The sequence below is a fragment of the Thioalkalivibrio sp. ALM2T genome, from assembly GCF_000381505.1.
GTDB classification, from domain to species: domain Bacteria; phylum Pseudomonadota; class Gammaproteobacteria; order Ectothiorhodospirales; family Ectothiorhodospiraceae; genus Thioalkalivibrio; species Thioalkalivibrio versutus.
Genome location: NZ_KB906558.1, coordinates 70,741 through 94,517 on the forward strand (window position 1 = coordinate 70,741; position 23,777 = coordinate 94,517).

23 protein-coding genes are annotated in these 23,777 nt (G+C 67.8%); 10 read left to right on the forward strand and 13 right to left on the reverse strand.

The genetic code is table 11. From position 1 onward, the window contains the following. Positions 1-67: 67 nt before the first annotated feature. The 3 genes from F816_RS0105020 to F816_RS15055 all read left to right on the forward strand — a co-directional run bounded on the left by F816_RS0105020 (position 68) and on the right by F816_RS15055 (position 1,622). Positions 68-382, forward strand: a complete 315-nt coding sequence (locus tag F816_RS0105020) for a hypothetical protein (protein ID WP_019593789.1) — start codon at positions 68-70, stop codon at positions 380-382. Positions 383-474: 92 nt separating this feature from the next. Continuing rightward, positions 475-987 (forward strand): 3-hydroxyacyl-[acyl-carrier-protein] dehydratase FabA, encoded by a 513-nt coding sequence (gene fabA / locus F816_RS0105025; RefSeq protein ID WP_018146069.1) that lies wholly within the window; start codon positions 475-477, stop codon positions 985-987. Between the two features lie 428 nt (positions 988-1,415). Further along, on the forward strand, positions 1,416-1,622 hold the full coding sequence (locus tag F816_RS15055) for a hypothetical protein (protein ID WP_155998505.1): 207 nt from the start codon (positions 1,416-1,418) through the stop codon (positions 1,620-1,622). 224 nt (positions 1,623-1,846) lie between these two features. Here the strand turns inward: F816_RS15055 and F816_RS0105030 are convergent, their stop codons facing one another. Beyond that, positions 1,847-3,427 (reverse strand): hypothetical protein, encoded by a 1,581-nt coding sequence (locus tag F816_RS0105030; RefSeq protein ID WP_019593790.1) that lies wholly within the window; start codon positions 3,425-3,427, stop codon positions 1,847-1,849. A 13-nt stretch (positions 3,428-3,440) separates the two neighbouring features. Next, a complete protein-coding gene (locus tag F816_RS0105035; RefSeq protein WP_026333133.1) occupies positions 3,441-4,025 on the reverse strand; it encodes a cytochrome b in 585 nt (194 codons plus the stop codon). A gap of 136 nt (positions 4,026-4,161) precedes the next feature. Here F816_RS0105035 and F816_RS0105040 point away from each other — a divergent pair, with 136 nt between their 5' ends. The 4 genes from F816_RS0105040 to F816_RS0105060 all read left to right on the forward strand — a co-directional run bounded on the left by F816_RS0105040 (position 4,162) and on the right by F816_RS0105060 (position 11,179). Continuing rightward, positions 4,162-4,908 carry an HAD family hydrolase gene (locus tag F816_RS0105040; protein ID WP_026333134.1) on the forward strand — a complete coding sequence of 249 codons (747 nt, stop codon included), beginning with the start codon at positions 4,162-4,164 and terminating at the stop codon, positions 4,906-4,908. Between the two features lie 192 nt (positions 4,909-5,100). After that, positions 5,101-6,381: a DNA repair exonuclease gene (locus tag F816_RS0105045; RefSeq protein WP_019593793.1), complete on the forward strand. Its 1,281-nt coding sequence runs from the start codon at positions 5,101-5,103 to the stop codon at positions 6,379-6,381. Positions 6,382-6,388: 7 nt separating this feature from the next. Beyond that, positions 6,389-9,841 (forward strand): AAA family ATPase, encoded by a 3,453-nt coding sequence (locus tag F816_RS0105050; RefSeq protein WP_019593794.1) that lies wholly within the window; start codon positions 6,389-6,391, stop codon positions 9,839-9,841. Positions 9,842-10,318: 477 nt separating this feature from the next. Further along, entirely contained in the window at positions 10,319-11,179 is an 861-nt protein-coding gene (locus F816_RS0105060; RefSeq protein WP_019593795.1) for a PA4780 family RIO1-like protein kinase, read from the forward strand. Between the two features lie 103 nt (positions 11,180-11,282). Here the strand turns inward: F816_RS0105060 and kdsB are convergent, their stop codons facing one another. From kdsB to cysM, 10 genes are read right to left on the reverse strand one after another with little or no spacing between them, the layout of a single operon-like run. Next, on the reverse strand, positions 11,283-12,050 hold the full coding sequence (gene kdsB / locus F816_RS0105065; RefSeq protein ID WP_018650351.1) for a 3-deoxy-manno-octulosonate cytidylyltransferase: 768 nt from the start codon (positions 12,048-12,050) through the stop codon (positions 11,283-11,285). An 8-nt stretch (positions 12,051-12,058) separates the two neighbouring features. Next, entirely contained in the window at positions 12,059-12,253 is a 195-nt protein-coding gene (locus tag F816_RS0105070) for a Trm112 family protein (protein WP_018169424.1), read from the reverse strand. Between the two features lie 3 nt (positions 12,254-12,256). After that, a complete protein-coding gene (gene lpxK, locus F816_RS0105075) occupies positions 12,257-13,279 on the reverse strand; it encodes a tetraacyldisaccharide 4'-kinase (protein ID WP_019593796.1) in 1,023 nt (340 codons plus the stop codon). Between the two features lie 2 nt (positions 13,280-13,281). Continuing rightward, positions 13,282-14,418 (reverse strand): glycosyltransferase N-terminal domain-containing protein, encoded by a 1,137-nt coding sequence (locus F816_RS0105080; protein ID WP_019593797.1) that lies wholly within the window; start codon positions 14,416-14,418, stop codon positions 13,282-13,284. Next, positions 14,408-16,189, reverse strand: coding sequence for a lipid A export permease/ATP-binding protein MsbA (gene msbA / locus F816_RS0105085; RefSeq protein WP_026333135.1), 1,782 nt, complete (start codon positions 16,187-16,189; stop codon positions 14,408-14,410). The genes F816_RS0105080 and msbA overlap by 11 nt, the downstream gene beginning before the upstream one ends. Next, complete coding sequence (locus F816_RS0105090) at positions 16,179-16,607, reverse strand: biopolymer transporter ExbD (RefSeq protein WP_018650355.1); 429 nt, start codon at positions 16,605-16,607, stop codon at positions 16,179-16,181. The genes msbA and F816_RS0105090 overlap by 11 nt, the downstream gene beginning before the upstream one ends. Next, positions 16,604-17,242: a MotA/TolQ/ExbB proton channel family protein gene (locus F816_RS0105095; RefSeq protein WP_019593799.1), complete on the reverse strand. Its 639-nt coding sequence runs from the start codon at positions 17,240-17,242 to the stop codon at positions 16,604-16,606. The genes F816_RS0105090 and F816_RS0105095 overlap by 4 nt, the downstream gene beginning before the upstream one ends. Positions 17,243-17,269: 27 nt before the next feature. Then, a complete protein-coding gene (gene rlmD / locus F816_RS0105100) occupies positions 17,270-18,598 on the reverse strand; it encodes a 23S rRNA (uracil(1939)-C(5))-methyltransferase RlmD (protein ID WP_019593800.1) in 1,329 nt (442 codons plus the stop codon). Continuing rightward, positions 18,598-19,404 carry a 3'-5' exonuclease gene (locus tag F816_RS0105105; protein ID WP_019593801.1) on the reverse strand — a complete coding sequence of 269 codons (807 nt, stop codon included), beginning with the start codon at positions 19,402-19,404 and terminating at the stop codon, positions 18,598-18,600. The genes rlmD and F816_RS0105105 overlap by 1 nt, the downstream gene beginning before the upstream one ends. Next, positions 19,401-20,312: a cysteine synthase CysM gene (gene cysM / locus F816_RS0105110; protein WP_019593802.1), complete on the reverse strand. Its 912-nt coding sequence runs from the start codon at positions 20,310-20,312 to the stop codon at positions 19,401-19,403. Before cysM ends, F816_RS0105105 begins: the two co-directional genes overlap by 4 nt. Before the next feature lie 346 nt (positions 20,313-20,658). On the opposite strand from cysM, the gene F816_RS0105115 reads away from it, so the two are divergent. Beyond that, positions 20,659-21,366 (forward strand): MarC family protein, encoded by a 708-nt coding sequence (locus F816_RS0105115; RefSeq protein ID WP_019593803.1) that lies wholly within the window; start codon positions 20,659-20,661, stop codon positions 21,364-21,366. A 13-nt stretch (positions 21,367-21,379) separates the two neighbouring features. Here the strand turns inward: F816_RS0105115 and F816_RS0105120 are convergent, their stop codons facing one another. Next, the gene (locus tag F816_RS0105120; RefSeq protein ID WP_019593804.1) at positions 21,380-22,150 is read right to left on the reverse strand and encodes an HAD family hydrolase; all 771 of its coding nucleotides are present in this window, start codon (positions 22,148-22,150) and stop codon (positions 21,380-21,382) included. 168 nt (positions 22,151-22,318) lie between these two features. Between F816_RS0105120 and dksA the strand changes: the two genes are divergently transcribed. After that, entirely contained in the window at positions 22,319-22,771 is a 453-nt protein-coding gene (gene dksA / locus F816_RS0105125; RefSeq protein ID WP_018146088.1) for an RNA polymerase-binding protein DksA, read from the forward strand. Positions 22,772-22,784: 13 nt separating this feature from the next. Beyond that, positions 22,785-23,732: a tRNA glutamyl-Q(34) synthetase GluQRS gene (gene gluQRS, locus F816_RS0105130; RefSeq protein ID WP_019593805.1), complete on the forward strand. Its 948-nt coding sequence runs from the start codon at positions 22,785-22,787 to the stop codon at positions 23,730-23,732. Positions 23,733-23,777 lie beyond the last annotated feature (45 nt).

A 23,777-nucleotide genomic window follows, 5' to 3' on the forward strand; every position in this document is an offset into this window, starting at 1 on the left:
GAAGGATCCGTACTCAAGTTTGCGCTACCCGCGCCGATATCCGGATTAAATCCCCGGAGACTTCGCGATGCTCAGCCTCGACCTCCTGCCGGCACCCGCCCCGGCCCGCACCGAGAACCCCGCCTGGCTGGATGCCGGGTTTACTGCCGGCTGGCTCCCGGCCTTCCGCGACCGCCGCACCGGCGCGGTCCATGCCAGCCATCTGGATGACGGGCGCCTGGCCTGCACGCACATCCTGGATACCGTGCCCGCCCCCTGGGTCGCCGAACGCGACGGCAAGGGGCGCCCGACGGCCCTGACCGCCGACATCCAGGCCGGCTACCTGCGCGGCGATCGCTTCTTCACCCTCGCGGACCTGCTACGGTATCCCTCCGACGCCTGACGACCGGCCCGTCAGCGCCACCACGCCCGCCGCAATTGCTTTTGCGCGCGGGTTTCGGTCCAATACCGGCCTTTTCCCCGAGCGGCGCTCCCATGCAGAAGAATCAGTACGATCGCGACGAACTCCTGGCCTGCGGCTACGGCGACATGTTCGGCCCCGGCAATGCCCAGCTGCCGGTCCCCAACATGCTGATGATGGACCGCGTCCTGGAGATCAACAGCGACGGCGGCCAGTACGGCAAGGGCGAGATGATCGCCGAACTGGATATCAACCCCGACCTCTGGTTCTTCGCCTGCCACTTCCCGGGTGACCCGGTCATGCCCGGCTGCCTCGGCCTCGACGCGATGTGGCAGCTGGTTGGCTTCTACCTGGCCTGGCTCGGCAACCCGGGCCGCGGTCGCGCCCTGGGCGTGGGCGAGGTCAAGTTCACCGGCCAGGTCCTGCCCACCGCGAAGAAGGTCACCTACCACATCGACATGAAACGGGTGATCTCGCGCAAGCTGGTCCTCGGCATCGGCGACGGCATCGTCAAGGTCGACGGCCGCCCGATCTACGAAGCCCACGACCTCCGCGTCGGCCTGTTCACCTCCACCGAAAACTTCTAGACCCGCCGGATTCCGGCTCCTACTCACTGCCATCAGGCCCGGGCTGCCCCCGGTTCGTCGCTGGTGTTTACGGTGCCCCCGGTCCGCCGCCTTCCGGTTGCTGGCTGGCCCTGGTTTGGCGCTCGGTGTTTACGTGCCTTCGCCCAGCCGCCTGCCACGCGCTCTCTCGCGAGCGCACCGCGAGGTACTTCTTTGCTCGTGCAAAGAAGTACCCAAGAAACACGCCCGACTGCCGCGACCCCGGCCCGCTGCGCGGGCCGGGGCTTCCCTCGCTCCGAGGCTTTTCGCGGGCGGCGCTGAACTCGCTACGCCTGCGGCTCCGCTCAGACATCCAGCGCCTTGTCTCCCGCGAAAAGCCTCTCCACTCAGCGCGACGACAACGGGGAGGAAGGTCAAGACAACAGCGGTCCCGACCATGTTGCTCATGGATGGAGGCTAGGTCTTCCAACATCTCAGGCACGCTCGGCCTGTGGCCGTTGCGTGCCGCGCCCGCGGAGCGGGCGCCGGGGGCTTTCGGGCGCCGATGCCCATGGTTAGGCGGAAGCGTAGGGACACGGTCGGTTTTGACCTTCGCCTCCCGTATGGAGCCCCTAGCGGAAGGGTGCTCGGGCCGGGAGAAGGCGCTGGATGTCTGAGCGAAGCGCAGCGTAGCGAGTTCAGCGCCGCCGGCCCAGCACGTCCGGAGCGAGGTTCCCGGGCGAAATCCGGGTGCGCCGCGAGGTCCTTTCTTGGGCAAGCAAGAAAGGACCTCGCGGCGCGCTGGCGAGTCAGCGCCCGGCAGTATGTGGACCGAAGGCACGGAAACACAGACGTTGAACCAGGCCTAGCCAACCAAGGCAGGCGGCTAGACGAAGGCGGGTCAGTTGCCGAAGGCCTCGTGTAGCCAGGGCCGAAGCGCATCGAAGCCGTAGTCGGCGTGTTCGCCGGGCGGCTGCATGCCGAGAACGAAACCTCGTTCGAGGAACGGCTCCAATAGCGCGGGATCGCCCGTGATCACGTGGACCGGTACCGCCCAGCTGGCGTCCTGACCAGTAATCAGCGCGGCCGCCGGGTGATCGCCCAGCATGAAGAACAGCGTTTCCTCGTCGGCAAACCGGGCGGCGTAGGCCCCGGTCACCTCCAGCGAGTAGCGCACCGACTCCGCGTAGTACTCGCGCACGCGATCAAAGTCCCGCCACAGCGTCTCCGGCGCGGGCCCCTGGTCGGCCCACTGGTCAAAGATCGCGCCATCTCCGATCGCATCCCAGTCTTCCAGAACCGGCAGGATCGGCGTCCAGGGTGCATGGGAACTGACCAGCGCCAGCATCGCGAACACCGGGTCTTCCGACCTCGCACGCACCTCGCGCTCGAAGAACGACCAGGTGTACTGGTCCGGCATCGTGACCCAGAAAAGCGGTGGCCCGGCGTAGTCGAAGTCGTGCTTGTCCACGATCCGGTCCCAGCCGAACCACCGGCCCTCCGGCCAATCGAGCTGGATCGCCGGCGCGAGCATGGCCGTGCGGTGCCCGGTCGTCTGGAAATCCTGCACTAGGGTATCGCGGGGTTCGGCCTGCAACGCGTCGTAGTGCCCAGCGTAGCGGACCTGCAGGCCCGACAGCAGCGATGCCTGCGCCAGCCACGACTGGCCACCGGCAATCGGCGCCTCCAGCACGCCGGTCACCACGTGCAGGCCCGCGTCGTCGAGATCCTCGCCGATCGACTCGAGGCTCGGCACGATCACCGGTGCATAGCGCGCGTCGAAAACAGCGGAAACGCCGTAAGACTCCACCAGCCCCAGGATCACGTCCACCCCGGAGAGCCCCGGCAGCGGCCGCCCCCCCGCCTGCTCGCGGCTTCGCGCCAGCCGCGCACGGAAGTCCTGGTTCTCCGCGATGGCCTCCTGCCCCGCCGCGATCTGCTGCTGCACCATCCCAGCCGCCGGCGCCACCGTTCCGGCGGGCGCCACGTCGCGCATGCCGGCGGCCGTTCCCACCAGGCCAAGCGCCAGCAGCCCGACGGCAAGGGGCAGCGGCACTCGCCACGCGCCTGCGGCACGGCTGCCCAGTGCATACAGGCCCCGAGCCGCTCCCCAGATCACCACGATCAGCCCGGTAATCAGGACGGTGCCCAGCAACACGGTGGCCAGCAAGCCGAGATTCCCGGTCACCAACTGGTACACCGCATCCAGCAGTATCCAGTCCTGGATCACGTTGAGCGGCCGGGTCAGGCTGGCCCGGGTCAGGGCATCGAACAACGCCAGCACCACCAGCGCCAGCAGGAGCCCGCCCGCCAGCCACGCCAGCCCCCGCGCCAGTCGGCCTGCCGGCAGAAGCACGAACAGACCCACCAGCAGCACGGCCTCCCAGGCGAGCCAGTACGGTGCAAGCCCCGCAAAGCGCGGGATTTCCAGACCCAGCAGCACCGCATTCAGCGCAACAAGGGTCAGCAGCAATCGCAGCATCGACGCTCCGGAATCAGCGCCGGGTCGAACCGAAGGTCATTCGCTGCATCACACCATCCCGACGCACGCGCCAGTGGAACAGCGCCACCGCAATATGGCCGAGCGCCAGGATCAGGATGGCCATCCCCAGCGCCTGGTGCCAGCCGAACAGGATCGCCGAAAGGGCTTCGTTTTCCGGGAACAAGCCCGGCAGGATCAACGGCCCCAGCTGGACCGGATAGCCCCCGGCCGCGGTCGCCCACCACCCGATCACCGGCATCACGATCAGCAGGACATAGAGCAGCCCGTGCACCACCTCCGAGCCAATCCGCTGCCAACGGGCGAGTGCCACCGCGTAGGGCGGCTTGCCGTGACGCAGCCGCAGCCCGATGCGCACCAGCATCAGTGCCAGAATCAGCACCCCGAAGCTCTTGTGCCAGGTGTAAATGGTGTTGGTCGCATCCTCGCCGAAGCGCGCCTGCAACCCCTCGAAACCGAACCAGCCAATCGTCCCGCCCAGGCCCAGCGCGCCCAGCACCAATACCGCCACCAGCCAGTGCACCACCCGCTGGCCCCGGCTGTAGCGTGGCCAATCACTGGAATCATTAGTTGGTTGCATGCCGAAAACCTCCTCGTCCTTATTCTTTCCGCCTTCCCAGCGTAGCAGTCCGCTTCGACCGCAGAATGTCGCGAGTACCCCCAAGGGTGTTATCCGAATGTCGGAGGCGCGGCCCTTCCACGCTACCCTTGCACGAATGAACCACCCACCCGCTCCCGAGCCTTTGCGGCCTCAAGCGTTCGAACCCGGCCGCATCCGCTGCCTGACCTTCGACCTGGACGATACGCTGTGGCCGGTGATGCCAGTCATCCACCACGCCGAGGCGCGCTTTTATGCCTGGCTGCGCGAGCAGGCGCCCGAGGTGTGCGCGCGCTTCGGTCCCGATGCCCTGATCCAGGAACGCATGGCCTTCATGCGCGCGGCCCCCGACCACGAACGCCACGACCTGACCCGCCTGCGCAAGCGCTGGCTGCGCGAACTGGCCGAAACCTGTGGCTGCTGCCCGGAGCGTCTGTCGGGTGAAGGCTTCCAGGTGTTCTGGGAGGCGCGCAACGAGGTCACGCCCTATCCCGAGGCCCAGAATGTGCTGGCAACCCTGGCACGCCACTTCCGCCTGGGCGCGATCAGCAACGGTAACGCGGATGTCTTTCGCACGCCCCTGGGCCGACACTTCGATTTTGCCATCGCCGCCGGGGAGGCCGGGGCCGCCAAGCCCGATCCACGCATCTTCCACCAGGCCCGCGAACAGGCGGGCGTAACGCCGGACGCCATCCTGCACGTCGGGGACGACAGCACCGCGGACATCCTGGGAGCACTACAGGCCGGATTCCGCGCCGCCTGGTTCAACCCCGACTCGCTCCCCTGGGAACACGGTCACCCCCGCCCCTGCCTGACCCTCGGCCGCCTCGGTCAGCTCCCTCGCCAGCTCGGCCTCGAAACCTGACCCCGAGCACCACCGCCCCTGTAGGAGCCTGCTTGCAGGCGAACGTTGGGGAAACCCAGACATCGTTTCGCCTGCAAGCAGGCTCCTACGGGGGCAAAGCCAATCCCGGGGCACATGCCCGCGCTCCGGGATTGGCTTTGGTCCGCGATTCTTCCAAACTGCGCCCATGATCCCGACCGCCTCCCCGCGTCCATGAAGCTCCTGTGCGTGGGCGATATCCACCTGGGCCGCCAGCCCTCGCGCATCCCGCCGGCGGTGGACGAGGCGCTGGGCATCGCAAACCTCGGCCCGGCCGCGGCCTGGCGCCGCACGGTCGACTACGCCGTGGAACAGGGCATCGACGCGGTGCTGCTGGCCGGCGACGTGGTCGAACAGGAGGACGACTTCTACGAGGCCTACCGCGACCTGAGGGCGGGTGTCGAGCGCCTGACCCAGGCGGGCATCCGGGTACTCGGCGTCGCCGGCAACCATGACGTCCAGGTCCTGCCACGACTGGCCGAATCCCTGCCGGCCTTCGAGCTGCTGGGGGCCGGCGGGCAGTGGGAAACCCGCGAGCTGCGCGGCCATGATGATCAGCGTCTACGGATTGCGGGCTGGTCGTTCCCCGAAGCGCGCGTAACCACCAGTCCGCTGGAAGGCGATTTTCCCGCCCCCACTGACTGCCCCACCGTCGGGCTCCTGCACTGCGATCGTGACCAGTCCCGCAGCCCGCACGCCCCCGTGCGCAGCAGCGACCTGGCGGCCGCCCCGGTCGAGGCCTGGCTACTGGGCCACATCCATCGCCCCGATGCGCTCGCCGCGCCCCGACCGATGGGCTATCTGGGCTCCCTGAGCGGCATGGATCCGGGCGAGCCCGGCCGCCATGGCCCCTGGTGTCTCGAAATCACCCCGGGCGGCGACCTCGCGATCGAGCAGATTCCATTGGCACCGCTGTCCTGGCATACCCTCGAGATCGCCGTGGATGGCCTGCAGCAAGCGGCCGATATCCACCACCGGGTGACCGAGGCACTGGGCGCCCTCCATGCCGAGCTGGAGACCTGGAGCCACAGGCCTGCGGCCGTCGGCTGCCGCCTGCGGTTGACCGGACGCAGCGATCAACGCCATGCGCTGGAGCGCAGCCTGTACGCCGACGACCCGCGCGCCACACCGCAGGACCTCGGGGGCCGTTTGTATTTCGTCCATGACTGGCGCCTGGAGGCCCTGCCCGCCCTGGACCTGGCGGAACTCGCCGCGGGCAGCGATCCCGCCGCATTGCTGGCCCGCAAACTCCAGTTGCTGCAAGGCCCGGACAACGCGGCCCGCCGCGCACTCCTGGAGAGGGCCCGGGGTCCGCTCGCCCAGGTGATTCATGACCCGCGTTATCGCGCCCTCGTCCCGGAGGGCCCGGATGACGAGGCGATCGCCCGCCACCTGGAAGCGGCCGCCCTGCACGCCCTTGACCGGCTGCTGCTCCAGCGCGAGAGCGAAGCGTGAGGGCCGCATGAGACTGGACTCACTGGATATCGTCCGTCTGCCGGGCATCCATCCTGGGTTCCGCCTGGACGCCCTGGGGCCGGGCGTGAACGTGGCCATCGGGCCCAACGCGTCCGGAAAATCGAGCCTCGTGCGCGCCTTGCGAGCCGCCCTGTATGCCCAGGAACTGCGCCAGACCGGAGTCCACATCGAGGCGACATTCGTCGATGCCCAGGGCCCGTTACAGGCCCATCGGCTGGGGACCGACTTGTCCTGGTCCCGCAATGGCGAACGCGTCGAGGCGCCCCCACTGCCGGATCATCGCTTCATCGACTGCTACACCCTGCGCATCGAGGATCTGCTGAACGCCGACCACGGCACCGAGCAGGAGATCGGCCTGCGGCTGGCCCGCGAACTGGCCGGTGGCTACGACCTGCCCGCCCTGCGCGACGATCCCGCACTGAGCCTGAAGACGACCCATGCCCGTAGCGAGTCCCAGGCGCTGACGGCTGCGGAACAGGAACTGCGCGAGCGCCGTCAGCAGCAACGCGGCCTGCAGCACGACGAACAGCGCCTGACCGACCTGAAGGCGCAACGCCAGCAGACCCAGCGCGCTGCCCACGACGCCGATCAGTACGAACGCGCCCTGGACCTGCTGGGGGCCCGACGCGAACACCGGGATCTGGAGACCCGGATGGCGGCCTTGCCTCCCGGTCTGGACAGGCTCCGCGGCGACGAACTGCAACGCCTCGCCCCACTCCAGGACGAGTTGCGACGCCTGGAACACGAACAACAACAGGCCCGTGAACGACTCGAGGATGCGCGCCAGCGCCGCGAGGGAGCCGGACTGGCGGACCCCGAGCTGGATGCGGATTGCGTGGATGATCAACGCCCCGTGGCACGCAGGCTGCTGGAGCTGGAGAGGGGGCTGGAACAGGCGACGAGCGCGCTGCACGAGGCACAGGCGACACTGCGCCAGGCAACCGAAGAACTGGGGGGCACACCAGAGGCGGCTCCGGCCCTGGACCCCGCCACGCTCCACTCTGTGGAACAGGCCCTGGAAACCCTGCGTGGGCTGCAGGCCGGCATCGCGCAACGGGAAGACGAACTCGCCTCCCTGCCTCCGACTGACGACACCCGGCCCACCCCCGACACACTGCGACGGGGCCGCGACGAGCTACTGCACTGGCTGGGATCCCCGTGCCCCGCCCCCTGGACCGGCCTGCGCCGGTTCGCCGCCGGGATCGCCCTGCTCGCGGCGGGCGGCGCCATTGGCACCGCGGCGGTGCTGGTACACCCCGCCTTCGCCGTACTCGCGCTCCCGGTCGCCTGGGGCGCCTACATCGCCGCTCGCCCGGCGACCGACAACATACCCCGCGAGGCTGCGAAGGCACGCTTCCGCGATACCGGTCTGGCGCTGCCCACGGACTGGGCGACCGACGCGGTCCGCGAGCGCCTGGCCCACCTGGAGCGCGAACTGGAAACCGCGGAGGGCGCGCGGCGAGCAGCGGAGCGCCGCGCTCGACTCGAGCGGGAACTGCAAGAACGGCGCGCCGCCCGCGAGCACGAAGAGATGCGCCTGAAGGATATTGCCCGGCAGGTCGGCTTCGACCCCGCCTGCATGGATGCCTCGCTGCAGCGCTGGATCCACCTGACCGCGAACCATGACCGGGCCCGCCAGGCCGTGAACACGGCCCGGGCAGAGCAGGAACGCCTGACAGCCGATCTGGAGGCGACCCGGGCACCCGTCATGGCCTTTCTCACCCGCTATGCCGTGGCCCCTCCGGACCCCGACCCTTCGGCGGATGCCCTGGCCCAGCGGCTGGACCGTCTAGCCGCCCGGCTGCAGACGCGGGACACCGCACAGCGCGAGGAAAAGGCCACCCAGCGCGAACTCGAACGCCTGCAAGCGGACGCGGATCGCACGCGGGAGCAGATCGCCGCCCAGTACGCAGCGGCCGGCCTGGAGAATGACGATGAATCGACCCTGCGCGAGAGGCTGCGCCTGTGGCCCGACTGGCAGGAGCTAAGCGAGCAACTGAGTAATGTGCGCGAACGCGAACGCGAACGCCGCCGCCACCTCGAGGACCGCGCAGACTTGCTGGAGGCGGTCGAGGCCAATGCCGTGGAACCCCTGGAATCGAAGCTTCAGACACTGCGTGACCAGGCGGCGGAACGCGACCGGCTGAGCGAGGAGATCGCCCACATCGAAGCGGCCATCGACCGCGCCGGCCATGAACGCCAGCTGGAAACCGCCCGCGCCCGCCGCGAACTCGCCCGCGACGCCCTGGCCCAGCGACTCGACCAGGCCCTGTTCGCCACGGCCGGAAACTTGCTGCTGGACCAGGTCGAGATGGAACACGAACAGGCGGTGCAGCCCGCGGCCCTGCGCCAGGCCCGCGAGTGGTTCCGGCGCTTCACACGGCATCACTACGAACTTCAGTTCTCGCCCCATGCCTCGGCCCGGTTCAGCGCCCGCGAGACCGCCAGCGGGGCCACCCGCTCGCTCACGGAACTCTCCAGCGGGACGCGGATGCAGCTTCTGCTCGCCGTTCGCATCGCCTTTGCGCTGGAGGCCGAACGCGGGCGCAGCGCGCTCCCGCTCATCCTCGACGAGGCGCTGGGAACGGCGGACCCGGACCGCTTCCGGGCAGTGGCCGAAAGCCTGCAGGCTCTGGCCCACGAGGCCGGCCGACAGGTTTTCTACCTGACCGCCCAGCCCGAAGACGCGCGTTACTGGCAGGCACAGGAGTCCAGCGTCGAGATCATCGACCTGGCCGCACGCCGCTGGGGACAGCAAGCGTTGGGTAGCCACGAGCAGCTGAGCCTTCCGGAACCCGAAGCGGTACCCGCCCCCGGCAGCGACGCGCCCGAGGACTACGCGCAGCGGATTGGGGGCATCCCCCTGATCGACCCCTGGCAGGATCCGGCCGGTATCCATCTGTTTCACCTGCTGCGAGACCGTCTGGAACTGTTGCAGCGCCTGCTGGAGCTGGGGGTGGATCGCCTGGGCGCGCTGGAATCCCTGCTACAAGGCCCCGCCGACTCCCTGCTGGAACCACCGGAATTTCAGACGCTACAGGCCCGTAGTGAGGCCGCCCGCGCCTGGACTCGCGCCTGGCGCCGGGGTCGCGGGCGCCCGGTAGACCGCGCGGCCCTGGAGGCCTCCGAGGCCGTCAGTGCGACCTTCATCGACGCCGTCTCCGACCTTGCGAACCAGCTGAATGGCGACGGCGAACAGCTCCTGAGCGAACTGGAAAACGGTACGGTCAAGCGCTTCCAGAGCAGCGCCCGCGAACGGTTGTCCGAATGGCTTACCAACAACGGCTATATCGACCCGAACCCGGTCCTGACCGAGGCCGAGCTCGAACACCGCGTGATCGCGACCCTCAAACCGCACCACTCCACACCGGAACGGGCCATCCGCGAAGGCCAGGCCCTGGCCCGCGCCCTGCAAGGCGGATTGCACCCGCCCGCCTGAACGGCACGGGGAAGGAAACGCCAGGTGCCTCCTTGCCCTTCTTCGTGCGCTTGCCCCCATGACAATGTTTCGGTGCTATTGTGGAGAGACAACGCTTCGTGACCCCGCCTCGCTGGCGACACCCCAATGGAGACCCTGCTGCCCTATGGCCAAACCGAACTACCAATACGAAAAGCGCCAGCGCGAGCTGAAGAAAGCCGCCAAGCAGGAAGAAAAACGTCAGCAGAAACGGGCACGCAATCAGCCGGATGATCCGTCCGGCGCCCCAGAGGACCCACCCCATGAAGACCATGGATCGTAAGCGCGACAGCAAGAAGAAGGCCGAAAAGACACTGATGGAAAAACGCACCGCCAAGGCGGAGAAGCGCAAACCCAAGATCTTTCTGCCCTGACCCAACCGTTTTGGAACGCACGACGCCGGCCTCCGGGGTTCCCCCCAGGTCGGCGTCTTTCGTTTCGCCAACCCCGTACGCGCTTATGAAAATCCCCAAGATCCTCCAGCCGCTGATCGAAGACGGCGTCATTGATACCGTCCTCGGGCAGCTGCAAAGCGGCAAGGAGGCGAACATCTACCTCGTCCGCAGCGGGGGTGCGACACGCTGTGCCAAGGCGTACAAGGAAGCCAAGCATCGCGGCTTCCACAAACTGGCCGAGTATCAGGAAGGCCGCAAGGTGCGCGGCAGCCGCGATGCGCGGGCCATGGCCCGACGTGGGCGTCACGGCCGCGAGGTCGAGGAGACGCAGTGGAAGAACGCGGAAGTCGAGGCGCTCTACCGCCTTGCCGACGCGGGCGTTCGAGTGCCCGTCCCCTACGGCGTATTCGACCGCGTCCTGTTGATGGAACTGGTGCTGGACGCCGACGGCAACACCGCACCCCAGCTGCACGAAGTCGAACTGGACCCAGAGACAGCACGCGAGTGGTTCGCATTCATGATCCGCCAGATCCAGCGCATGCTGTGCGCCGGCCTGATCCATGGGGACCTGTCCGAGTACAACGTACTGGTGGACGCGCACGGGCCCGTCATCATCGACCTCCCCCAGGCCGTCGACGCCGCCGGCAACAACAGCGCATTCCGCATGCTGCAGCGGGACGTGAACAACATGCGCACAACCTTCGGCCGCGCGGACCCCACGCTGCTGGAGACGCAGTACGCCCACGAGATGTGGGACCTGTTCGCGAACGGTGACCTGACTCCGGAAACACCCCTGACCGGGCACTTTGTGCACAGCGAAGAGACCCCCGACGTGGATGGGGTGCTCGACGAGATCGAGGATGCGCGACTGGAGCACGAGGCCTTGCTGGCCGCCCTCGACCCGACCCACCCCGACAACCAATAGGTGACTGGGTGCGCCGGTCCTGACGGAAACGGAAGCTCCGCAACGCCCCCTTCATCTGCGAGCTGGCTTCCGCGCAGGCAGGCGGTAGAAGCCCGATTGCGCGTTACACGCGGGCCGTGCCCGAAAGAAAGGCGTCCACGCGGTCCAGGTCCTCGGGGGTATCCACGCCAGGCGGGTGCGCCTCGGCGCGGCGACCGACCTGGATCCAGGCCCCCATGTCCAGCGCGCGTAGCTGTTCCAGCTGCTCCAACTGCTCCAGCGGCGCGGGCGGCTCGGCACTCATGCGCCGCAGGAAGCCGGCGCGGTAGGCATAGAGCCCCAGGTGCCGGATGGCATGGTCGACCGAGGGCGGCTGCCCCGCCCGGCGCGCCTCGCGGTCCCAGGGGATCGGGGCACGCGAAAAATACAGGGCCCGGCCGTTGCGGTCGGTCACCAGCTTCACCTGATTGGGGTCGGCCAGATCCTCCGCGCAGCGGATCGGCACGCCCAGGGTGGCCATATCCGCCTGCGGGGTCTGTTCGAGCAGGGCCGCCAGGTCATTCAGCAGCGCCCCCGGGGTGAGCGGTTCGTCGCCCTGCAGGTTGACCACGATGGACTCGTCGCCCCAGCCCTCGGCGGCGGCCACAGCCGCGATGCGGTCGGTGCCGGAAGGGAGCGCGGGATCGGTCAGGAAGGCCTCGACCCCGCACTGGCGCGCCACTGCCAGGATGCGTTCGTCATCCGCGGCGACGATCACGCGAGTGGCGGCGCTCTCCTGCGCACGGCTGATCACATGCGCAATCAGTGGGCGCCCGGCCACCGCAGCCAGCGGCTTGTCCGGCAGACGGCTGGAGGCCATGCGTGCCGGGATCACCACGACGAAGCCCGTCATGCGGATGCTCAGGCCTCGCGCCAGCGTTCCTTCTCGTCCTCGGAGAGACTGCGCGCCTCGTCCTCCAGCATCACCGGGATGTCGTCCCGGATCGGATAGGCGAGACCGGCGGAGACGGAGATCAGCTCCTGATTCTCGCGATCGTACTTGAGTGGACCCTTGGTAACCGGGCAGACCAGAATATCGAGCAGACGCTTGTCCATGCATTACCCCAGGTGTTTGAGCCGACTGACCGTCTCCAGGCGCGCGAGTAGCGCCGGCTCGAAAGTGGTTGGCAACCGGGCCGCGATCGGCCAGTACCAGTGATTATCCTGCGCAAACGACCGGCATTTTACGGCATCCTTCTCCGTCATCAGAACCGGCAACTCGTCATCGAAGCGGATCTGATGCGGCAGGAAACGATGGTGATCAGGAAACGGATGCCGAATGATACCGATCTTCGCCGCTTCCAGGGTGCGGAAGAAGCGCTCCGGATCCGCGATCCCGGCGATGGCGTGGGCATCGCGCCGGGCAAAGCGGTGGGGCTTGCGCGCCTCCTCCGCCCCGTCCACCCGCTGCAACCGACTGGACGGGACCAGTTCCATCGGGATCTCGCCGGGGCCCGCCTCGCCACCAGTCACGATCACGAAATCGGCCCGTTCCCGGGCCCGCTTCGGCTCTCGCAACGGCCCCGCCGGCAGACAAAGCCCATTGCCGAAGCGGCGTCTCCCATCGACCATCAGGATCGTGATATCGCGCGGCAGACGATGGTGTTGCATGCCATCGTCTGCGATCACCACATCCACGCCCTGATCGGTCAGCGCCCGCGCCCCGCGCACCCGGTCGCGATCCACCTGCACCGGGACGCCCGCGCGCCGGGCGATCAGCAACGGCTCGTCGCCCACCACCACCGGATCGGAATCGGCCGTCACCGCGATCCCGGCCACATCCCCACGCCCGCCATAGCCGCGACTGACAATGCCGGGGTGATAGCCAGCGGCGCGCAGGCGCTTGGCCAGCCACACCGTCATCGGTGTCTTCCCGCTGCCGCCCAGGGTCAGATTGCCCACCACGATCACCGCGCGCGCCGGGATGGAGATATCGCGTCGCGCCTGCTCCTGGCGCTGGCGATTCCACTCGGCAAGCCCAGCGTAGGCCAACGACAACGGGAACATCGCGGCGGCGAACGGCCCGCGCTGGCTCCACTGATCCCACAACCGGGCGCTCAGCCACGCCTGAAACGACCCCATGACTACCAGTCCCAAACCTGCTGCAGAACAGCATCGAAATTGGCATCCACCTGGCGCCGCTCGTCCCAGAAGCGCCGCCGCGCCGCATCCCCCTGCTGACGCCGCGCGGCCGGGTCGGCGCTCAACCGCTGCCAGGCCTCCAGCACCGCAGCGGGTTCGCCTAGCACCGCGCAGGGCAACGCCGCCGCCGGGGCCTCGCCCAGGCTCACCGCCGCACCGCCGGCCAGCCCCTGCCACAGGGCCTGGCGATCCGACGCAGCGAGATGCACCGCATGGGCGGCGCTGGCCGCAGCGGCAAACCAGCGTCGGTCATCCAGATGCAGGATAGTCCCCGGTGCCAAAACGGAACGATCCCAGGCCGAGACTGCCAGATCCGCGCCGGGCAGCCCGGCCTCGGTCGCATCCCCGCATAGGCTCGCCAGCAGGATATCGCTGCGCCCCCGGCCGGAGGCCTGCCAGGCCGTGCGCCAGGCGGGCCACTGCTCCGACGTGCCGTGCCACCACCACAGGCGCTCCACGTTACCCCCGACCAATGCGCGCAGAACCACGTCGGCCTGGGCCTCGACAAATCGCGCCTGCGGGTCGGCGGGCGCCAGGGCCGCTTCGAACGCGGCCTCCGGCCACGCAAGCGCCCCGGCCGGATCGACCGGCCAGTGGCGCACGACCGGAGGCACTGCCCAGGCAGGCGGCTCGGTATTGACCGCGATCACCGGAACCTCGGCCGCCTGCAGGAGGTTCACCGGGGCCTGACCGCCGGCCAGCAGGATGCCGTGGGGCTGAAAACGCTCGAGCACCCGGCGCACCACCCGCGGACGGTCACAGGGCCCATAGCCCACGCCCACCTTGCGAAACGGCTGCATGTGGCGTTCAAAGAGTGCCGGGTAGTCCTGCTCGAAGGTCAGGACGATGCGTACATCCTGGCGCTTGTCACGCACCGCGCCGAGCAGTTCAATCCCCAGGCGCACCTCCTCGGGCGTGCCGCCGGCCTTGATCCAGACCAGCCGCCCCCGCTCGTCGGGCGGCGTCAGGAAGCCCCGACGGGCCCGCGCACGGTTCCCCTCACCGCGACGATAATCGCGCCAGGTCGCGCCCCAGACCGCAAACCGCCGAGCGCCGTAACCTCCTGCATCACCCCGCATCCCCCACCTCCTCGCGGAACTGGAGGCGGTGCAGGAGCGTGTAAACCCCGCCGAGGGCAATCAACTCGTCGTGCCGTCCGGTCTCGACCACACGGCCGTTATCCATCACCAGAATACGGTCGGCGCCCTCGACAGTGGACAGACGGTGGGCAATCACCAGCGTGGTACGGGTGCTCACCAGTGCGTCCAGAGCGGCTTGCACCTGACGTTCAGATTCGTTGTCCAACGCCGAGGTCGCCTCGTCCAGGATCAGTATCGGTGCATCCCGAAGCAGCGCCCGGGCGATGGCCAGACGCTGGCGCTGGCCGCCGGACAGCCGTGTGCCATTCTCGCCGACCAGGGTCTGCATCCCATCCGGCAGGCGATCGATGAACTCCAGCGCATGCGCCGCCCGGGCAGCCTCGCGGATCTCCGCCTCGCTCGCCTCGGGCCGCCCGTACGCGATATTGGCCGCGACGGTATCCGCAAAGAGGGTCACGTTCTGACCGACATAGGCGATCTGACGGCGCAGGTCGCGCAGACGGATCGTCTCGAGGTCGTGACCATCCAGCACAATGCGGCCCTCGGTCGGGTGATAGAAACGTGGCAGCAGGTTGACCAAGGTGGTCTTGCCACTGCCCGAGCGGCCGACCAGCGCGACGTTCTCGCCCGGCTTCACCTCGAAGGAGACCGCCTTCAACACGTCGGGGCCTTCCGGACCGTAGCGAAAAGCGACGTCGGCGAACACCAGGTGCCCCTCGGCACGATCCAGCGGTACGTGCCCGGTGTCACGTTCCGGCGTCTCGTCCAGCACGGCGAAGATGTTCTGCCCGGCCGCGATCCCACGCTGCAGGGTCGCGTTGATCATCGAAAGCCGGCGAATTGGGCTCAGCAACAACAGCATGGCGGTCAGGAATGACACGAAGGTGCCGGCAGTGACGGTGTCATCGCCGAAATCGGAGGTCGCCACCCAGATCACGAAAGCCAGTACTGCCGCCACCAGGAACTGGATGGTCGGGGTATAAGCGGCCTTGATACCCTCCATACGCATGTGCAGACGGCGATTGCGCTCATTGATGTCCTCGAAGCGCTCGCGCTCGTAGGTCTCGCCGCCGAAGATGCGCACCACCCGGTGGCCCTCGATCACCTCCTGCGTCACGTGCGTCACATCGCCCATGTTGTACTGCAGGCGATGCGAAATACGCCGGAAGTGCTTGGTCACCACCCGCACCAGAATGGCCATCACCGGCGCAATAACCAGGATCGTGAGGGTCAGGCTCGGGGTCAGCCAAAACATCCATGCCAGCAGCGCGATAATCGTCAGGGTGTCACGCACCAGGGTGCTGAAGCCGTCGGTGGCGGCCGTCGCAACCTGCTCCACGTTGTAGGTCACGCGTGAGATCAGCTCGCCGCTGCTCTGCTCCTGAAAGCGCTGCACCGGCATGTGCAACAGACGCTCGAACAACTCCTCGCGCAGGCGCTTGACGACTTGCCGCCCGACGTAGCGCATCGCGTAGACCGAACCGAACTCGGCCACGCCCCGGATCAGAAACAAGCCGATCAGCACCACCGGAATCCACGGAATCAGCGGGTGTGAATCACCCTCGGCGAACGACTCGTCCATCAGCGGCTTCATCAGCGCGGCAAAGCCCGCTTCGGTCGCCGCCATGCCGAGCATCGCCACCGTCGCAATTGCCAGCAGCGGCCAGTAGACAAAGGCGTAGCCAAGCAGGCGACGATAAACCGCCCAGCCGGAGTCGAGATGCTGTGGGTGCTGGTCGTCAGTCGTCATCGGCGGCATCACCCAAGGTGGCGATGGAGACCGAGGTGATACCCAGGCGGCCGACGACATCCAGCGCGCGCACCACCGACTGGTGGGTGGCATTGGCGTCCGCGCGGATCAGCACCGGGTCGTCCTCGCGGCCCTCGCGGGCCTCTGAGAGCACACGCTCCAGGGTCTCGGCGCGGCGGTTGATCAGTTCCTGGCCGTTGATGAAGTAGTTCCCGTTCGCGTCCACGATGATGTCGATCCACGCGCGCTCCACGGCCTCGGCCTCGCGGTCGGCCGAGGGCAGGGTCAGCTCGATGTCCGCGTGCTGATCGAACGTGGTGGAGACCATGAAGAAGATCAGCAGCAGGAACACCACATCGATCAACGGCGTCAGATTGACGCCGGGCTCTTCCTGCCGGCTTGGCGTACGGAAGTTCACGCCGTGGCCCCGCCCTCGACCGCACCGGCCTCGCGCTCGCCATGGATCACCTCGACCAGCTTGGTGGCCTCCTGCTCCATCTCCAGCACCAGTTCGTCGATATGGCCACGAAAGTAGCGATGAAAGGCCAGCGCCGGGATGGCCACGCCGATCCCGGTCGCGGTGGTAATCAGGGCCTGCGAGATGCCACCGGCCAGATCGCGCGGGCTGCCGACGCCGATCTCGGTGATCACGGTGAACACCTCGATCATCCCGACCACGGTGCCCAGCAGGCCCAGCAACGGGGTAATCATCGAGATCGTGCCCAGCGTGTTCATGTAGCGCTCGAGCTCGTGGGCCACGCGGCGGCCAGCCTCTTCAATGCTCTCCTGGGTGATCTGGCGGGCGCGGTCATGGGTCGCGAGACCCGCAGCCAGGATCGCCCCCAGCGGGGAACCCGCACGCAGACGCTGGATATCGTCCAGCTTGAGCCCCTGCGTACGCATCTGCTCCCACACCGAGGTCAGCAGGCGCGGCGGCACGACCCGCGAGCGGCGCAGCGTCCACAGCCGCTCCAGCACGATGGCCACGGCCAGTACGGAACACAGCAGGATCGGCAGCATCAGCCACCCACCCGCTTGTACGATCTCCAGCATGCAATTCCCCTAAAGTATCGAAGCGCGTCAGGCGCGCCGGAACACGGCCATGGATTCCACGTGGGCAGTGTGCGGGAACATGTCCATGATCCCGGCCCGCTCCAGGCGATAGCCATGATGATGCACCAGACGCTCGGCGTCACGGGCGAGCGTCGCCGGGTTGCAGGACACATAGACCAGGCGTTCGATCCGCTGCGGGGCCAGTGCCTCGATCACCGCGGCCGCGCCGGTGCGCGGCGGATCCAGTAGCACCCGGTCGAAGTCCTCCCCCAGCCAGGCGGCGTTCTTCAGCGCCTCCACATCGTCCAGGTCGGCGCGCTCGTAGCGGGTATTGGCGATGCCCTGGTCGCGGGCATTCGCACGCGCCCGCGCAAGCATCGCGTCGTCCACCTCGACGCCGACCACTTCGCCCTCGGTCACGGTTCGTGCCAGCGGCAAGGTAAAGTTGCCCAGCCCGCAGAACAGGTCCAGCACGCGTTGCCCCGGTTGCAGGTCCAGCGCCTCCAGGGCCTGCGGCACCATCTTGCGGTTGATCTGTGCATGCACCTGGATGAAATCGGTCGGCATGAAGGGCACCGACACGCCGTAGGCCGGATGGCGGTAGATCAGCGGCTCGATCGGCCCGGCCAGCGGCTCCACCGTGTCCGCCCCGCCCGGCTGCAGATACACCTGGATGCCCTCGGCCTCGGCCCAGTCGGACAGGCACTGGGTATCCGCCTCCGACAGCGGATCGAGGTTGCGGAAGATCAACGCCACACGCTCGTCGTCATCCACCGCGACCTCAATCTGCGGCAGGCGGTCGCGCGCCTCCAGCCCGTCCATCAATTCGCGCAGCGCCTGGATACGCCCACCCACTGCCGGATGCAGCACCTCGCAGTGGGTCATCTGGGCGAGATACGGGCTGCCGCGCTCGCGAAAGCCGACCAGAACCCCGCCCTTTTTCGGCACGTGCTTGGCCCCCAGCCGCGCGGTGCGGCGATAACCCAGGGTGTCGGCGGTCAGCGGCTCGAAGCGCGCCTCCGGCGTCACGTGGCCGATGCGTTCCAGCGCGTCGAACAGGGCCTGTTCCTTGATTTCACGCTGGGTCTCGACGGAGGCGTGCTGCAGCTTGCAGCCACCGCACAGGCCAAAGAATTCGCAGGGCGGCTCGACCCGCCCCACGGCCGGTTCCAGCACCTCGACCACCTCGGCCGTATCAAAACGGCGCTTGCGCCCGGTCTGCACCGCCATGACGCGCTCGCCCTTCAGCACACCGTGGATGAAGCAGGCCTTGCCCTCGCGACGGATCACACCCTGGCCGTCCAGGGTGACCTCCTCGATCCGGGCCTCGAACGGGGTCTTGTCGATGCGTGCCATCAGGTGTCGGTCCCGGCAGGCTGCCAGGCGTCGAGGAATTCACGGTGGTGCGCCGCACCACTGCCCTCCAGGTACTCGGCCAGTTGCTGTTGCCGGCTGGCCAGGGCCGTGTCGGTCAGGTTGCCGCGCATGTATTCGAAGCGCAGCCAGACCAGGTAGGTATTCAGCACGTCGTGCTCGACATAGTCGTGGATCTCGGCCTGACGCCCGTCGCGCCAGGCCGGCCAGACCTTCGAGCCATCCATGCCCAGCTTGCCGGGGAAGCCGAGCAGGCTGGCCATCATGTCGAGGCTGGTGACCGCACGGCCCTGGAAGCCCGCCAGCACGTCCATCAGGTCCACATGGCGCCAGTGGAAGCGCGACAGGTAGTTGTTGTAGCGAAACTCGCGGTCGTCGTTGCCCTGCTCCCAGTAGCGCGGGGCCTGCACGCCGTTGACCAGCGCGCGGTAATGCAGCACCGGGAGGTCGAAGCCGCCGCCGTTCCAGCTAACGAGCTGTGGCGTGCGCTTGTCGATCACGTCAAAGAACTGCCGCAGCAGTTCGGCCTCGGAGGGCGTCTGGCCGTCCTCGCCCTCGCGGCCGAAGGCGGAGAGCTTCAGGGCGTCGCCGCCCTGGTAGAGCACGCCGATGGACACGATGCGATGCAGCGGATGCTTGAGAAAATCGGAGCCGGTCTGGGCACGGCGCAACGCAAACATCGCCTCGGCAACCTCGTGATCGCTCAGCCCCTCGAAGTCGTGCAGGCGGCGCGCGCCCTCGATATCCGGGACCGTCTCGAGATCGAAAATCAGGACCGGTGCACTCATGCGGGGAACACGCCGGTGGAGATGTAGCGATCGCCGCGGTCACAGATGATCGCGACGAAGGTGCCACCCTCGGTCTGCGCCGCCAGCTTCAACGCGGCGGCCACCGAACCACCGGAAGAGACCCCGGCGAAGATGCCCTCCTCGACGGCCAATCGGTGCATGGTCTCCTCTGCCTCCTCCTGGGTCACGTCCACGGTCTGGTCCACCCGCGAGGCCTCGAAGATGGTCGGCAGATAGGCCTCCGGCCAACGCCGGATGCCAGGGATGGACGCCCCCTCGGCCGGCTGCACGCCGACGATCTGCACCTCCGGATCACGTTCCTTGAGATAGCGCGACACGCCCATGATGGTGCCAGTGGTCCCCATCGCGGAGACGAAATGGGTCACCGTGCCCTCGGTATCGCGCCAGATTTCCGGCCCGGTGCCGATGTAGTGCGCATCCGGATTGTCCGGGTTGCCGAACTGGTTCAGCACCCGGCCCTTGCCCTCGGCCTCTAAGCGATCCGCCAGGTCACGCGCGCCCTCCATGCTCTCCTCGCGCGAGACCAGCAGCAGCTCGGCGCCGAAGGCCTTCATCGAGGCGCGGCGCTCGGCGGACATGTTGTCCGGCATCACCAGGATCATGCGATAGCCTTTCATCGCCGCGACCATCGCCAGCGCGATGCCGGTGTTGCCGCTGGTCGCCTCGATCAGGGTATCGCCAGGCTGGATGTCGCCGCGGCGCTCGGCTGCCTGGATCATGTTCAGCGCGGGCCGGTCCTTGACCGAACCGGCGGGGTTGTTGCCCTCGAGCTTCACCAGCACGGTGGACGGCAGATCCGCCGCCATGCGCTGCAGGCGCACCAACGGCGTATTGCCGACGAAGTGCTCGAGGGTCGGGAAGGATTCCGGGTGCAGGCGTTTCTTCATGCGCGCAGAGTATAACGATCGGACCCGATCCATGCCCATGCACGCACGCCCCATCATCGCCTGGAACGCCACGACGTGGCGATCCACCTCTGAAACCACCGGATTCCGACGGCGTGCGGCATTCCAGGGATTGCCACGCCCCCTCCGGGGCCTCGCAATGACGGGTAGTCGTATGGGTCATTGCGAGGAGCGCAGCAACGCGGCAATCCGTCCGGAAGGCCCATGGCACTCGGGGACTTGGCGAACGATCGCCACGGGCCCTGGCAATGACGGTGTGCGGAACGATCTCAGTGGCACCCCCACGGAGGACCTCGCAACGACACCCCATTCTGCCTAAGCTAGAGCCATGCTCGTATTGCTCGAATACCTGATCGTCACGTTCCTCGCGGTGTTCGTCATCGTGAATCCACTGACGACCGCGTTCATCTTCACCGCGATGCTGCCGCGCGCCTCCGAGGAGAAGCGCCGCTCCACCGCCCTGCGCTCGGTCAAGGTCGCCACGGCCCTGCTGTTCGCCTTTGCACTGCTGGGCGGGGTGATCTTCCAGCTGTTCGGGATCACGCTGGCGGCGTTCCGCATCGCCGGCGGCATCATCCTGTTCGGCATCGCGATCGGCATGATCCGGCAGAAGGCGGCCAGCGAGCGCGAGACCGCCGAGGAAGTGAAGGCCGACAAGGGGCAGGTGACCGAGGACATCTCGGTCATCCCGCTGGCCATCCCGTTCATGAGCGGGCCCGGGGCGATTGCGACGGTCATGATCCTGACCAGCGAGGCCCCCACCATCTATCACCTGGTCCTCGTGTTCCTGGCGGTGCTGGCCTGCATGGTCGCGTGCTACTACGCGATGATCCATTCGCGCTATCTGGTGAAATTCCTCGGGGATACCGGCAAGGACATCCTGACCAAGGTGTTCGGTCTGATTCTCGCGGTCCTGGCCGTGCAGTTCGTGATCAACGGGGTCAGCGACGCCGCCGTCGGCTTCCTGCTGGATACCCAGATGCTCGACGGGACCGAGATCGAGGACCCGCGCCTGCCGCCGCGCGAAAACGATTGAGCCGGCGCGCCGGCTATCCCTTCGCCCCGGAGACCCAGGCGCGCAGGGTCGCGATATCCACCACCGACCCTTCCAGTGCCGGACCGGCCAGGACCGTCGCGGGCTGATCCGCCTCACCGAACCCGTCCAGCACGGCCAAGGCGCCATCAAACGCCTGCTCGCGGGTGTAGTCGTTCGTCGTGACCACGACCTCCAGCCCCGCCCCGCGGGCGGAACGCACGCCATTGTCGGAGTCCTCCAGGGCCAGACAGGCCTCCGCCGGCAGGTTCATCGCCTCCAGTGCATGGGTAAAGATATCCGGAGCCGGCTTCTTGGCCGGGACCACGTCGCCAGCAGAGATCACCTCGAAGCGATACGGGCCCTCGCTTCCGAGCGTGGCCTCCAGCAGGGCCGTGACGTTCTCGGGGGTGGTGGTCGTGGCGATCGCCAGGCGCAGACCCTCGGCCTCCGCTTCGTCCAGCAACCGCCGCACCCCCGGCCGCAGCGGGATCGCGCCGGTCTCAAGCAGGGCCACATAGTGCCGCGTCTTGGCCGCGTGCAGCTCGCGAATACGCGCATCGATCCCCGGCTCGTTCAGGACCTCGGGATGGTCCTCGGACAGGTACTGGCGGATGCGTTCCTTGCCGCCGGTCACGCGCAGCAACTCGCCGTAGCGCGCGATGCTCCACTCCCAGTCCAGGCCCGCGTCCGCGAACGCCTTGTTGAAGGCAACGCGATGACCGTCGCGTTCAGTGTCCGCCAATGTGCCGTCCACGTCGAAAATCAGCGCCTGCAATTCCGTCATCCCGTTATTCCTGCCTTTTCCCGTATCTCGCTGAAAAACCGGCCGCAAGCCCGCACATCCCCAGCATCCAACCGAGACCAGGCACCAACAGTCATGGCACGGGACTTGCCCGGCCCGCCCGACTCTGGTACTAAGTGCGCCTCATTTTTCCAGCCGGAGAAAGCCCGCATGGCTGCTGACGAAAAGACCGACAAGCCCTCCACCCAGCACATGGTCGCCGGGGGCATTGCGCCCTACGAGCCGAAGCCGGACGAAGATTACATGAATCCGGATCAGCTCGAGCATTTCCGCAGCCTGCTGCGGGCATGGCGCCAGGAGCTGGCCGAGGAAGTCGATCGCACCGTGGGGCACATGCGCCAGGACGCGTCCAACTTTGCCGATCCGGCCGACCGCGCCACCCAGGAAGAGGAGTTCGGCCTGGAACTGCGCTCCCGCGACCGCGAACGCAAGCTGTCGAAGAAGATCAACGAGGCGCTGCGCAAGATCGACACCCACGATTACGGCTACTGCGAGACCTGCGGCGTGGAGATCGGCATTCGCCGCCTGGAGGCCCGCCCGACGGCCACCATGTGCATCGACTGCAAGCAGCTCGACGAGATCAAGGAAAAGCAGCGCGCCTGATCCCGGCCGGGCCGTGACGATCACGCCCGAACGGATTACCCAGGCCGACGGCTATGTCGGCCGGTTTGCCCCCACGCCTTCCGGCCCGCTGCATGCGGGCTCCCTGCTGGCCGCCGTCATCTCCTGGCTCGATGCCCGGAGTACCGACGGCCGCTGGCATCTGCGAATCGACGATATTGACGCCCCCCGGGTTCGCCCGGGGGCGGCCGATGTCATTTTCCATGCCCTCGAGGCCTTCGCCCTGGTCTGGGATGGCCCCGTCACCTGGCAAAGCCAACGCGGTCCCGCCTATCAGCGCGCCCTGGACAGCCTGTTGACGTCGAATCTGGCTTTCCCCTGCGGCTGTACCCGCAAGGACCTGGCCGCGCGCGGCCGGCCGGGCTGGGAAGGGCCGATCTATCCAGGGACCTGTCGCCACGGCCTGCCGCCCGAACGCGAGCCACGGGCCGTGCGTGCCCGGGCGACCACCCGCTACTGGACGATCGCGGATCGCTTTCTGGGTGCGGTCGCCTTCGATCTGGAGGCACTCGGAAGCGATTTCGTGATCCGCCGGGCGGATGGCATCGTCGCCTACCAGCTCGCCACCGTGGTGGACGACCTGGACCTGGGCGTAACTCGCGTGGTGCGCGGGATCGATCTGCTTGGCTCCACCCCGCGCCAGATGCAGCTCTACGAGGCGCTGGGCGCCACCCCACCGGCCTATGCTCACCACCCGGTCCTTGTCACGCCCGGCGGCGACAAACTGGCCAAGGCCACCGGAGCCGAGGGCATCCACGCGGATACCGCCCGACGGCAGCTGGCCGACACCCTGACGGTGATCGGCCTGGCCCCGGGCGATGCCCAGGCACCCGACGCACCGGAGACCCAGCTGGCCGAAGCCCTGGAACGCCTGCAGGGACACACCCTCGGCGACCACCTGCCGTTGCCGGCGGCACTGCCCGGGGCCGCGCGCGCGGTGTAGACTCGCCGCATGCTCTCCACCCGCGCGCCAACCCGGACGGCCCCG